The organism is Pseudomonas sp. FW305-25, assembly GCF_017351415.1.
Lineage (GTDB): Bacteria > Pseudomonadota > Gammaproteobacteria > Pseudomonadales > Pseudomonadaceae > Aquipseudomonas > Aquipseudomonas chlororaphis.
The window spans coordinates 85,181-98,633 of sequence record NZ_JACNDE010000026.1 but is presented as its reverse complement, the minus strand read 5'-3'; the positions used below and the strand labels follow the sequence as shown (position 1 = coordinate 98,633).

Annotated in this window: 8 protein-coding genes; 7 read left to right on the top strand and 1 reads right to left on the bottom strand. The window is 63.5% G+C overall.

Annotated elements, in window-relative coordinates:
- On the bottom strand, positions 1-3,995 hold a 3,995-nt coding region (locus J4E58_RS22250), incomplete at its 3' end, for a retention module-containing protein (RefSeq protein WP_207255328.1).
- Between the two features lie 357 nt (positions 3,996-4,352).
- Here J4E58_RS22250 and J4E58_RS22245 point away from each other — a divergent pair.
- The 7 genes from J4E58_RS22245 to J4E58_RS22215 all read left to right on the top strand — a co-directional run bounded on the left by J4E58_RS22245 (position 4,353) and on the right by J4E58_RS22215 (position 13,285).
- Positions 4,353-5,702, top strand: a complete 1,350-nt coding sequence (locus J4E58_RS22245) for a TolC family outer membrane protein (RefSeq protein WP_007928660.1) — start codon at positions 4,353-4,355, stop codon at positions 5,700-5,702.
- 38 nt (positions 5,703-5,740) lie between these two features.
- Complete coding sequence (locus tag J4E58_RS22240; protein ID WP_037035296.1) at positions 5,741-7,897, top strand: type I secretion system permease/ATPase; 2,157 nt, start codon at positions 5,741-5,743, stop codon at positions 7,895-7,897.
- Positions 7,887-9,254: an HlyD family type I secretion periplasmic adaptor subunit gene (locus tag J4E58_RS22235; protein WP_007928658.1), complete on the top strand. Its 1,368-nt coding sequence runs from the start codon at positions 7,887-7,889 to the stop codon at positions 9,252-9,254. Before J4E58_RS22240 ends, J4E58_RS22235 begins: the two co-directional genes overlap by 11 nt.
- Before the next feature lie 322 nt (positions 9,255-9,576).
- Positions 9,577-10,467: a TauD/TfdA family dioxygenase gene (locus J4E58_RS22230; protein WP_087092298.1), complete on the top strand. Its 891-nt coding sequence runs from the start codon at positions 9,577-9,579 to the stop codon at positions 10,465-10,467.
- A gap of 27 nt (positions 10,468-10,494) precedes the next feature.
- On the top strand, positions 10,495-11,532 hold the full coding sequence (locus tag J4E58_RS22225; RefSeq protein ID WP_053259170.1) for an ABC transporter substrate-binding protein: 1,038 nt from the start codon (positions 10,495-10,497) through the stop codon (positions 11,530-11,532).
- Positions 11,533-11,537: 5 nt separating this feature from the next.
- On the top strand, positions 11,538-12,398 hold the full coding sequence (locus J4E58_RS22220) for an ABC transporter ATP-binding protein (RefSeq protein ID WP_087092299.1): 861 nt from the start codon (positions 11,538-11,540) through the stop codon (positions 12,396-12,398).
- Between the two features lie 20 nt (positions 12,399-12,418).
- Positions 12,419-13,285 (top strand): ABC transporter permease, encoded by an 867-nt coding sequence (locus J4E58_RS22215; RefSeq protein WP_025808568.1) that lies wholly within the window; start codon positions 12,419-12,421, stop codon positions 13,283-13,285.
- Positions 13,286-13,453: the final 168 nt, after the last annotated feature.

The following is a 13,453-nucleotide window of genomic DNA, read 5'->3' as shown; positions in this document are numbered from 1 at the left end:
GCGACGGTCACAGAGCCCGTGGTCGCACCGGCTGCGATGGTGATGATTGCACCGTTCGACAGAGTCACGGTTACCGGCGTGCCAGCGGCATTGGTCAAGGTGGCCGTATAAACGATCGAACCGCCTTCAGCGACAGTGTCAGTCGCTGTCAGGCTAAGGGTGGTGGTATCTGGCGTATCGGTGACCGAGGTATCAGCCGGTTTGCTATCAACATCCAGCTTTTCGTAGTTGCCGCCGGTTGCACCGGCAATGGTGGTGCTCAGGGAGCTGCCGCCAGCGAGAGCATCGTTTGGTGCCGTGAAGTTCACGGTGCCGGAGGATTCGCCGACCGGGATGGTAATGGTCTGGCCATTCGACAGGGTTACGACTACAGGCGAGCCAGTAACCGGTGCAGTGACCGACGCGGTGTAAACAACAATGCCACCTTCAGCAACGCTAGGCGTGGCAGTCAGGCTGACGGTCGACGTGTCGATGGTGTCAGTCACGTCGGTGACCGCCGGAGTGGTGCTCGGTACAAGGTTCTCGAAATTGCCGCCAGCAGTCTCTTTGATGCTGACTTCGACTTTGCCAGCGTCTTTGTAGACGTCATCGGCTGGAGCAGCCACGGTCACGGAACCCGTAGTTGCACCAGCGGCAATAGTAATCACTGCACCGTTCGACAAAGTCACGGTTACCGGAGTCCCGGCCGCGTTGGTCAGCGTCGCGGTGTAAACAATCGAACCACCCTCAGCCACGGTGTCGGTGGCGCTGAGGGTCAGGTTGGTAGTGTCCGGCGTATCGGTAACCGAGGTCTCGGCAGGCTTACCGTCGACGTCCAGCTTCTCGTAGTTGCCGCCGGTTGCACCGGTAATGGTGGTGCTCAGGGAGCTACCGCCGGCCAGGGCATCGTTTGGTGCCGTGAAGTTCACAGTGCCGGAAGATTCGCCGACCGGGATGGTGATGGTTTGTCCGTTGGACAGGGTTACGACTACTGGCGAGCCGGTCACTGGAGCCGTTACGGAAGCGGTGTAAACGACAACTCCACCTTCAGCAACGCTAGGCGTCGCGGTCAGGCTGACGGTCGAGGTATCGATGGTGTCAGTGACATCAGTCACAGCTGGGGTAGTGCTCGGAACCAGGTTCTCGAAGTTGCCGCCAGCGGTCTCTTTAATACTGACTTCAACCTTGCCCGCATCCTTGTACACATCGTCAGCAGGCGCTGCGACGGTCACGGAACCAGTAGTGGCGCCGGCAGCGATAGTAATCACCGCGCCGTTTGACAGGGTTACGGTCACCGGAGTACCGGCAGCGTTAGTCAGGGTAGCGGTGTAAACAATCGAACCACCCTCGGCCACGGTGTCAGTCGCGCTGAGGCTCAGATTGGTGGTGTCCGGAGTATCAGTAACCGAAGTCTCGGCAGGCTTGCCGTCGACATCCAACTTCTCGTAGTTGCCACCGGTGGCGCCAGTGATGGTCGCGCTCAGGGAGCTGCCGCCGGCCAGGGCATCGTTCGGTGCCGTGATATTGACGGTACCGGAGGATTCACCCACTGGAATGGTGATGGTCTGGCCGTTGGACAGGGTCACCACAACCGGCGAGCCAGTCACTGGCGCAGTCACCGACGCGGTGTAAACCACGGTGCCGCCTTCAGCCACGGACGGCGTCGCGGTCAGCGAAACAGTCGAGGTGTCGATGGTGTCGGTGATGTCCGTCACCGCCGGCGTGGTGCTCGGCACCAGGTTTTCGAAGTTGCCGCCAGTGGCGTCCTGGATGGTGGCTTCGACCTTGCCGGCGTCCTTGTAGACGTCATCGGCGGGCGCGGCAACGCTCACCGAGCCCGTAGTTGCACCGGCGGCAATAGTAATCACGGCGCCGTTGCTCAGGGTCACGGTGACCGGCGTGCCGGCCGGGTTGGTCAGGGTGGCGGTGTAGACGATCGAGCCGCCTTCGGCGACCGAACCACTGGCCGACAGGCTCAGTCCGGTGTCGTCCACGGAGTCGGTGATGGTGGTTTGCGCCGGCGTGGTGTCGGGCGTCAGTTGTTCGAAGTTGCCACCGGTGGCGCCGGTAATGCTGGTGCTGACTGTGCTGCCGTTGTTGTAGACGTCATTGGCGGGGGTATCGACCACCACGGTGCCGACGGTCTTGCCGGCCTCGATCACGATGGTCGAGCCATTGGACAGGGTCACGGTAACCGGGGTCTGCGCCGGGTTGGTCAGGGTCGCGGTGTAGGTGATCTGGCCACCCTCCACAACGCTGCCTGTAGCTGTCAGGCTCAGGCCGGTGTTGTCCACCGAGTCGGTGATGGTGGTCTGTGCCGGCGTGGTGCTCGGCACCAGGTTCTCGAAGTTGCCGCCGGTGGCGCCGGTAATGCTGGTGCTGACCGTACTGCCGTTGTTGTAGACGTCGTTGGCCGGGGTATCGACCACCACGGTGCCAGTGGTCTTACCGGCGTCGATGGTGATGGTCGAACCATTGGACAGGGTCACGGTGACCGGTGTCTGCGCGGGGTTGGTCAGGGTCGCGGTGTAGGTGATCAGGCCACCCTCCACCACGCTGCCAGTGGCCGACAGGGTCAGGCCGGTGGCATCCGGCGAGTCGGTGATGGTGGTCACCGCCGGCGTGGTGCTTGGCACCAGGTTCTCGAAGTTGCCGCCAGTGGTGCTGGTAATGCTGGTGCTGACCGTGCTGCCGTTGTTGTAGACGTCATTGGCCGGGGTATCGACCACCACGGTGCCGACGGTCCGGCCGGCGTCGATGGTGATGATCGAGCCGTTGGACAGGGTCACGGTGACCGGCGTCTGTGCCGGGTTGGTCAGGGTTGCGGTGTAGGTGATCTGGCCGCCTTCGACGACGGTGCCGTTGGCGGTCAGGGTCAGGCCGGTGGTGTCCGGCGAGTCGGTGATGGTGGTCACCGCCGGCGTCGGGTTCGGCACCAGGTTCTCGAAGTTGCCGCCGGTAGTCCCGGTAATGCTGGTGCTGACGGTGCTGCCATTGTTGTAGACGTCGTTCGGCGGGGTGTCGACCACCACGGTGCCGACGGTCTGGCCGGCGTCGATGGTGATGGTCGAGCCATTGGACAAGGTCACGGTGACCGGGGTCTGCGCCGGGTTGGTCAGGGTCGCGGTGTAGGTGATCTGGCCACCCTCGGTCACGCTGGAACCCGCGGTCAGGGTCACGGTGGTGGTGTCCACGGTGTCCGTGACCTGGGTGACGGCTGGCGTCGGGTCTACGGTCACGACCAGGCCACCGCCGCCGGTGGTGCCGGTGACGCCCACGCTGATCTCTTTCGGGTCGTTGTAGACGGTGTCGTTCGGTGCCAGCGGCACGTTGACAGTGCCGGTCAGTTGCCCGGCCGGAATCACGATCACCGAACCGTTGGACAGGGTGATGGTCAGGCCGGTCAGCGGTGCCTGGGTCAGCGTGGCGGTGTACACCAGTACGCCGCCAGCTTCGGTAATGCTCGGGGTTGCGCTCAGGCTCAGGGTCGAGTCGCGCAGGATCTCGGTGGTAGTGCTGTTGTCATTGGTGGTCAGCGCACCGGTGGTGTCTTGCGCCGCGGTGCCCGCCGCGCCGAGGCCCACGGTCGGGAAGCCGATGGTCGGGTCGACCCGGCCTGCCGTGGCGTCGAGCATCACGAAGCTGTGGCCGCCGCCCGCAGCGCCGCCGGTACCCGCGGCGGTCGGGCCGGCCGCGGTGGCTTCCAGCTCGGTAGTCGGGTCCGCACCGGCGACGATTGCCTGCTGCAGCTCAGCGACTGATGGCGCAGCTTGCTCGGCGGCTTCGGCCAGGTCGGTGCTGGAGTCCGGAGCACTGCCGCTCCATTGCGTTTCGCGACCCAGGTCCAGGGTCCGGCCATCGGCCAGTTCCAGGCTGACGGCGCCCGCCAGGCCGGTATCGACCTGGTCGCCTACGTACAGGCGATCACCCTCAACGAGTACGCGGCGAACCCCTTCGGGGGATACGACGAAAACTTGGCCAACAATGCTTTTGACGGTAGCAACAACACTGCTCATTGAGGATTCTCCGGGGGGTACCGTTCAGTAGACTTCCATGTTCCTGACGGGCATACGCCGACGCAGTCTGGACGTTCTTCAGAGTGTAGAAACACGTGATTTTGACGCGAACATTTGTCAATAAATTGGCTATATTTTTTTGCTATTAACCATATGCCAAACTATTGACCTTCTGAGTGTCATCCTAAACAATCGTCAAGGTAATGTCACATTGATATTCATGCGGCGACCTGTCTAAAAGTGTGTGACCCAGTTCATGGTTTGAACTTTCCGATATACGGTCATTCCGGTTGCCATCATCCGATGCAGCGCCTCGTTTTGCTGTGATTTGAGACAAGAAGTCCTGGGAACCCCTCTATGCGTCCGCAGTTGTTCAAAGCCTTACCCTTCGTACTCGCCGCCAGTTTCGCCCAAGCACAAACCCTGCCCGAAGCCATGCAGAAAGCGCTGGATGTCCATCCGGAAATCCAGGCCGCGGTGAACAGCCGCCTGGCGGCCGATTACCAGCTCAAAGCGGCCAAGGGCGGCTATTTGCCGCGGGTCGATTTGCTGGGCGGTTACGGTCGCGAAGGCACCGACAGCCCGACCACCCGTGCAGGATCGAGCAATCACTGGGAGACGCTGAACCGCAGCGAATCAAGTTTACGTCTCCAGCAAATGGTTTTTGACGGTTTTGCCACCTCCAGTGAGGTGGGGCGTCAACAAGCCACCGTCAATTCCCGGGCGTACTCGTTGCTGGGCACTTCCGAGCGCACCGCGCTGACCGTGGCCCAGGTGTACCTGGATGTGTTGACCCGGCGCGAGTTCGTGCGCCTGGCCGAAGACAACATGCGCAATCACGAGCGCATCTACGATCAGATCCAGCTGCGCACCCAGCGTGGCGTCGGCAGCCGCGCCGACCTCGACCAGGCGGAAGCGCGCATGGCCCAGGCGCGCAACAACCTGATCACCGAACAGACCAACCTGGCCGATGCCCAGACCAACTACCTCAGCGCCGTCGGCCAGATGCCGGATCAGCTGGAGCGCCCGGTCGGCTTCATGGCCCTGCTGCCGGCCAGCCTCGACGAAGCCCAGCGCCAGATGCTGGAAAACAGCCCGATCCTGCGTTCGGCCGAATCCGACATCGTCGCCGCCGAGAAGCAGTACGAAGCCGCCAAGTCGACCTTCTACCCACGCTTCGATGCCGAGCTTGGGCGTACCGCCGACAACAACCTGGACGGCATCGACGGCCACAACAACGAATGGCAGGCCATGCTGCGCATGCGCTTCAACCTGTTCGCCGGCGGCAGCAACAAGGCCGACCTGGAATCCAAGGCCTATCAGTCCACCCAGGCGCTGGATATTCGTAACAACGCCCTGCGTGTTCTGAATGAAGAGCTAGGCTTGGCATGGAACGCCTTGAACAACGCCAATGCGCAAGTGCCGATCGCCCAGCAATATGTCGATCGCAGCGCCAGCGTGCGTGAGGCGTATCAGAAGCAATTCAGTTTGGGCGAGCGCACTTTGCTCGACTTGCTCGATAGCGAGAATGAACTGTTCACCGCCTCGCGTCGGTTGGCGGAAATCAAGAACATTCAGTTATTTACTCAATATCGAATCAAGGCGACCATGGGCGAATTGCTCAAGAGCCAGGGAGTGGTCGCACCCATGGCTTCCGTCGTGCAGAACGATGTGAAGCCCAAGGTCCAACTGCCTGGGATGAATTGAGTACTTTTCATCCAATAGACAGTTAAAGAGTGCCGAGCGTGGAATCAGAAGTCAGTCGAGTGCAACTTAGCCATGATCCACGCGGCATGCATGACGACCCGCTGCTGGATGCCCTGCTAACCCTGTGCTCCTTGCATCAGAAGCCGGCCAGCGCGGCCATGCTGACCACCGGCCTGCCTTTACCCTCCCAGCGCCTGAGCGCCGAGCTGCTGCCGCGCGCCGCGGCTCGCGCCGGCCTGCAGGGGCGTTTGCTGCGGCGCAAGCTGGAGCAGATTCCTGCCATCGCCATGCCGGCCATGCTCTTGCTCAAGGACGGCCGTAGCGCCGTCCTGCTCGGCTGGCAGGGCGAAGACAAGGCCCGCTTGCTGCTCAGCGAGAGCGATGGCGGCGAGGTCAGCGTCAGCCGCCAGATGCTGGCCGACGATTACAGCGGGCAAGTGTTCTTCGCCCAGCCCCAACACAAATTCGACGTCAACCACGGCTCGCTGATTCCTCGCGCCCGCTCCTGGTTCCGCGACACCTTGAAGCGTTCGCGCTGGCTGTACGCCGACGCCATCGCCGCCAGCCTGCTGATCAACGTCATCGCCATGGCCGCGCCGTTGTTCGTGATGAACGTCTACGACCGCGTGGTCCCCAACCAGGCCGCCGCCACCCTGTGGGTACTGGCCATCGGCATCACCGGCGCCTACCTGTTCGACCTGATTCTCAAAAGCCTGCGCAGCCTGTGCCTGGACCTGGCCGGCAAGAAGACCGACCTGATCATCTCGGCCACGCTGTTCGAGCGCATCGTCGGCATGGCCATGAAGTACCGGCCGGCGCGGGTCGGCAGCTTTGCCCAGAACATCCACGAGTTCCAGAGCCTGCGCGACTTCCTCGCCTCGCTGACCCTCACCAGCCTGATCGACCTGCCGTTCACCCTGCTGATCTTCCTGGTGATCGCCATCCTCGGCGGGCACCTGGTGTGGATTCCGGTGCTGGCCTTCCCGATTGCCCTGGGCATCGGCTACGCCCTGCAGAAACCGCTGATTGCCACCATGGAAAAAACCATGGCCTTGGGCGCCGAGCGCCAGTCGAGCCTGATCGAGACCCTGGCCGGGCTGGACGCGGTGAAGGTCAACAACGCCGAAAGCGAACGCCAGTACCAGTGGGAACAGACCATCGGCACCCTGGGCCGCCTCGAGCTGCGGGTGAAGATGCTCTCCAGCCTGGCGATGAACATCACCCTGCTGATCCAGCAGCTGGCCGGGGTGATCATGATCGTCTTCGGCGTGTACCAGATCATCGACGGCAACCTGAGCATGGGCGGGCTGATCGCCTGCTACATGCTCAGCGGCCGCGCCCTCAGCCCGCTGGCCTCGTTGTCCGGCCTGCTGACCCGCTACCAGCAGGCGCGGGTGACCATGACCTCGGTCGACCAGATGATGGAGCTGCCCCAGGAGCGCAACTTCGACGAGCGCCCCCTGAGCCGCAACGTGCTGCAGGGCGCCATCGAATGCCGGCAGCTGAATTTCACCTACCCGGGGCAGCAGAACCCGGCGCTGAAGAACATCAACCTGGTGGTCAAGCCGGGCGAGAAGATCGGCATCATCGGCCGCAGCGGCTCGGGCAAGAGCTCCCTGGCCAAGCTGCTGGTGGGCCTGTATGCCCCGGACTCCGGCGCCTTGCTGGTGGACGGCGTGGACATCCGGCAGATCGACGTCAGCGAATTGCGCCACAACATCGGTTATGTGGCCCAGGACATCCAGCTGCTGGCCGGCACCCTGCGCGACAACCTGACCTCCGGCGCCCGTTATGTCGAAGACGAACTGGTGCTGCAGGCCGCCGAACTGGCCGGCGTCCACGAGTTCGCCCGCCTGCACCCGCAGGGCTACGAGCTGCAGGTCGGCGAGCGCGGGCAGAACCTCTCCGGCGGCCAGCGGCAGAACGTTGCCCTGGCCCGGGCCCTGCTGCTCAACCCGCCGATCCTGCTGCTCGACGAACCGACCAGCGCCATGGACAACACGGGTGAAGAACGCTTGAAACAACGCCTGCAAGCCGTGGTGGAAGCCAAGACCGTGGTGCTGGTCACCCACCGTGCCTCGCTGCTGTCGCTGGTGGATCGCCTGCTGGTGATCGACCGCGGGCAGATCCTCGCCGATGGGCCGAAAGCAGTCGTGATGGAAGCGTTGAAGAAGGGGCAGATCAGTGTTGCTTAAATCCGGTTTCAAAGACTCGATCCTGCGCTACTTCAAAGGCACCGAATCGCTGCACGATCAACCCCTGCCCGAGGTCAACAAGGCGCTGATCGAGGATGCGCCGCGGGTTATCCGCCTGACCATCTGGGGCATCATCGGCTTCTTCCTGTTCCTGCTGCTGTGGGCCAACTTCGCGGTGATCGACGAAGTGACCAAGGGCGAGGGCAAGGCGATCCCGTCGTCCAAGGTGCAGAAAATCCAGAACCTGGAAGGCGGTATCGTCTCCGAACTGTTCGTCAAGGAAGGGCAGATCGTCGAAGCTGGCGCCCCGCTGATCCGCCTGGACGACACGCGCTTCAAGTCCAACGTCGGCGAGACCGAGGCCGATCGCCTGTCGATGCTGCTGCGGGTCGAGCGCCTGAGCGCGGAGATCGACAACCGAGAACTGAATTTCCCGGCCGATGCCATGGCCGCCGTGCCTGGCCAGGCGGCCAGCGAAAAGTCGCTGTATGAAAGCCGTCGCCAGCAGTTGCACGACGAAGTCGGCGGCCTGCAGGAACAACTGATCCAGAAGCAGCAGGAACTGCGCGAGTTCACCTCCAAGCAGGCGCAGTACCGCCAGCAACTGAGCCTGCAGCGCCAGGAAATCGCCATGTCCGAGCCGCTGGTGGCCCAGGGCGCGGTGTCGCCGGTGGAAGTGCTGCGGCTCAAGCGCGCCGAAGTCGAGACCCGTGGGCAACTGGACGCCACCACCCTGGCGATTCCCCGTGCCGAATCGGCGATCAAGGAAGTCCAGCGCAAGGTCGACGAAACCCGCGGCAAGTTCCGCAGCGAAGCCCTGACCCAGCTCAACGAGGCGCGCACCGAACTGAACAAGGCCAGCGCCACCGGCAAGGCCCTGGAAGACCGGGTCAGCCGGACCCTGGTCACCTCGCCGGTGCGCGGCATCGTCAAGCAACTGATGGTCAACACCATCGGCGGTGTGATCCAGCCGGGCAGCGACATGGTGGAGATCGTGCCGCTGGACGACACCCTGCTGGTGGAAGCGAAGATCCGTCCGCAGGACATCGCCTTCCTGCACCCGGGGCAGGAAGCGGTGGTCAAGTTCACCGCCTATGACTACACCATCTACGGTGGCCTGAAGGCCAAGCTGGAACAGATCGGCGCCGACACCATCACCGACGAAGACAAGAAGACCACCTACTACGTGATCAAGCTGCGCACCGACCGCAGCCACCTGGGCACCGATGAAAAGCCGTTGCTGATCATCCCCGGCATGGTCGCCTCGGTGGACATCATCACCGGCAAGAAAAGCGTGCTCAGCTACCTGCTCAAGCCGATCATCCGCGCCCGTGCCGAGGCGCTGCACGAGCGTTAAGCCATCTGTAGCCGCTGCCGCCAGGCTGCGATAAGGCCCGAAGGGCCTTCAGCGATATTGAAATCGTCACGTCCCCTTCGGGGCCGATCGCAGCCTGGCGGCAGCGGCTACAGGCGCTCGTGCCGGCCTTGGGGGCTGCGCCCGAATCGCCATATCGTTATTCGTTAACGGTATTTAAAATTCAGTTCTTATATCTATAAAGTCGACTCCCTGCGTACCTGCCGACCAATCGGCGCGCCGCACGAAATGAACCCACACGGGACCTCCGTGAGTTTCTGATCGACGCGCGCGCCACTGGGCGTGCTCTGCGTGGGAGTGATTTATGTCCGTACCCTCTCCAAGTGCCGCGCCCATCGCCGCACAAGCTTTTGATATCCGCCCGTTCAGCGGCGCCGTCGGTGCCGAGATCGTCGGCCTGGACCTGGCCCGGCCGGTCAACGACCAGGACTTCGCGCGCATTCACCGCGCGCACCTGGATCATCACGTCGTGGTGTTCCGCGACCAGCGCATCACCCCCGAACAACAGATCGCCTTCAGCCGCCGTTTCGGCGTGCTGCAGATCCACGTACTCAAGCAGTTCCTGCTGGCCGGGCACCCGGAAATCCTCATCGTTTCCAACATCATCGAAAACGGCCAGTCCATCGGCCTGGGGGACGCCGGCAAGTTCTGGCATTCCGACCTCTCCTACAAGGAACTGCCGAGCCTGGGCTCGATGCTGCACGCCCAGGAGCTGCCAGCCGAGGGCGGCGACACCTTGTTCGCCGACATGCACAAAGCCTGGGACAGCCTGCCTGAAGCGCTGCGCAAGGCGGTCGATGGCCGCTTTGCCGCGCACTCCTACACCGCGCGCTACAGCGAGACCAAGTTCGAGGGCAACTGGCGCCCGACCCTGACCCCGGAGCAACTGGCCCAGGTCCGGGAAGTGGTGCACCCGGTCGTGCGCACCCACCCGGAAAACGGCCGCAAGGCGCTGTTCGTCAGCGAAGGCTTCACCACCCGCATCGTCGGCCTGCCGGAAGACGAGAGCCGGCAATTGCTCGCCGAGCTCTACGCCCACAGCGTGCTGCCGGAAAACATCTACCGCCACCAATGGCAGCCCCATGACCTGGTGTTCTGGGACAACCGCTCGCTGATCCACCTGGCCGCCGGCTGCCCCAGCCATCTGCGCCGCAAGCTTTATCGCACCACCATCCAGGGCGACGCCCCTTACTGATCGGCCACCCACGGCAGGAGAAACACCATGTCCCAACCTACTCAACGCCTCCCGCGCCTGGGCAAACTGGCGGCCGCCATCGGCCTGGGCTTCAGCCTGCTGGCCGCTGGCCTGGTCGCGCCGACGGCGGCCCATGCCGAAGGCGAGATCCGCATCGCCGAACAGTTCGGCATCGTCTATCTGCTGCTCAACGTGGTGCGCGACCAGAACCTGATCGAAAAACACGGCAAGGAAGAAGGCATCGACATCAAGGTCGACTGGACCCAGCTGTCCGGCGGCGCGGCGGTCAACGACGCCTTGCTCTCCGGCTCCATCGACATTGCCGGGGCCGGCGTCGGCCCGCTGCTGACCATCTGGGACCGCACCCACGGCAAGCAGAACGTCAAGGCGGTGGCGTCGCTGGGCAACTTCCCTTACTACCTGGTGAGCAACAATCCCAAGGTCAAGACCATCGCCGACTTCACCGAGAAGGACCGCATCGCGGTGCCGGCGGTGGGGGTTTCCGTGCAGTCGCGGTTCCTGCAGTACGCGGCGGCCAAGCAATGGGGCGACAAGGAATTCAATCGCCTGGACAAGTACACCATCGCCGTTCCGCACCCGGACGCCACGGCGGCACTGATCGCCGGCGGCACCGAGCTGACCGGGCACTTCTCCAACCCGCCGTTCCAGGACCAGGCGCTGGCCAACCCGAATGTGCACGTGGTGCTCAACACCTACGACCTGCTGGGCCCGAACTCACCGACCGTGCTGTTCGCCACCGAGAAATTTCGTACCGAAAACCCGAAAACCTACAAGGCCTTCGTCGAGGCGCTGGCCGAGGCCGCCGACTTCGCCCAGAAGGACAAGGGCGCGGCGGCGGATACCTACATCCGCGTGACCAAGGCCAAGATCGACCGCGAAGCCTTGCTGAAGATCATCGACAACCCGCAGTTCGAGTTCACCGTCACCCCGAAAAACACCTACCCGCTGGCTGAATTCCTCTACCGCGTGGGCGCGATCAAGAACAAGCCGCAATCGTGGAAGGACTACTTCTTCCAGGACACCACGCCGCTGCAAGGGAGCTGATCGCCATGAACGCCCCCTTGCAAGGCCACACGGCCAGCAACCCGACCACGGCAGCCCAGGCGCTGCTGGCGGTCGACCAGGTCAGCCTGGAATACCGCACCCCGCAGCGCGTGGTGCGGGCCACCCACCAGGTCAGTTTCGAAATCGATCCCGCCGACCGTTTCGTCCTGCTCGGGCCCTCGGGCTGCGGCAAGTCGACCCTGCTCAAGGCGGTCGCCGGCTTCATCCAGCCCTGCGAGGGCGAGATTCGCCTGCAAGGACAGCGGGTCAGCCAGCCGGGGCCGGACCGGATCGTGGTGTTCCAGGAGTTCGACCAGCTGCCGCCGTGGAAAACCGTGAAACAGAACGTGATGTTCCCGCTGCTGGCGTCGAACACCCTCAGCCGCCGCGAGGCCGAGGAGCGGGCGCTGCACTACCTGGACAAGGTCGGCCTGGCGGCGTTTGCCGACGCCTACCCGCACACCCTGTCCGGCGGCATGAAAGCGCGGGTGGCTATTGCGCGCGCCCTGGCGATGCAGCCGAAGATCCTGCTGATGGACGAACCCTTCGCCGCCCTCGACGCCCTGACCCGACGCAAGATGCAGGAGGAGTTGCTGCTGCTCTGGGAAGAGGTGCGCTTCACCCTGCTGTTCGTCACCCATTCCATCGAGGAAGCGCTGGTGGTGGGCAACCGCATCCTGCTGCTGTCGCCCCACCCGGGGCGGGTGCGAGCGGAAATCCACAGCCATCAGTACGACCTGCAAAGCCTCGGCGGCGTGGCGTTCCAGCAGACGGCGCGGCGCATCCACCGGCTGCTGTTCGACGAAGGCCAGACGCCGGAAACCGAGCGCGAACTGGACTTCTCCGATATCCGTATCGCTTATTGAGCCTTTAAGAGGAACGCCCGATGAGCCATTCATCACCTGTTCGCCAGGAATACGAAGTTGCCCTCGAACCCTTGCTGGCGGTGCCGCTGGAGCGTGAGTTGCCGCTGGGCCAGCGCCTGTGGCAACAAGGCTGGCTGCGCAAGAGCCTGATCCTGATCGTGTTGGCGCTGCTCTGGGAGGCCGTGGCCCGCTACCAGAACAACGACCTGCTGCTACCGAGCTTTTTGCAGACCGCCAGCGCGCTGTACGACGGCCTGCTCAGCGGCGAGCTGCTGGGCAAGGTCGGCATCTCCCTGGTCGTGCTGCTCAAGGGGTACCTGATCGGCATCGTCCTGGCCTTTGCCCTGACCACCCTGGCGGTGTCGACCCAGGTGGGCCGCGACCTGCTGAGCACCCTGACCTCGATGTTCAACCCGTTGCCGGCCATCGCTCTGTTGCCGCTGGCCCTGCTGTGGTTCGGCCTGGGGGAGAACAGCTTGATCTTCGTGCTGGTGCATTCGGTGCTCTGGGCCCTGGCCTTGAATACCTACGCCGGCTTTCTCGGGGTTTCCGAAACCCTGCGCATGGCCGGGCGCAACTACGGGCTCAAGGGCATGCGCTTTGTGCTGTTCATCCTGATCCCGGCGGCGCTGCCGTCGATCCTCGCCGGCCTGAAAATCGGCTGGGCCTTTGCCTGGCGCACCCTGATCGCCGCCGAACTGGTGTTCGGCGCCACCAGCGGCAAGGGCGGCCTGGGCTGGTACATCTTCCAGAATCGCAACGAGCTGTACACCGACAAAGTCTTCGCCGGCCTGGCGGTGGTGATCCTGATCGGCCTGCTGGTGGAGAACCTGGTGTTCGACACCCTGGAGCGGGTCACCGTGAAACGCTGGGGCATGCAACGCTGAACCTGTAGCCGCTGCCGAGCCTGCGAGGCTGCGATCGACGGCGCAGCCGGCGTAAAACCTGACAGCACATTTTGTCTGGCACACCGCGCGCACAGGTCTGGCGAGGACTTCGTCCTCGATCGCAGCCTGCGGCAGCGGCTACACAGAGTGGTGTCCACGGTTGAACTG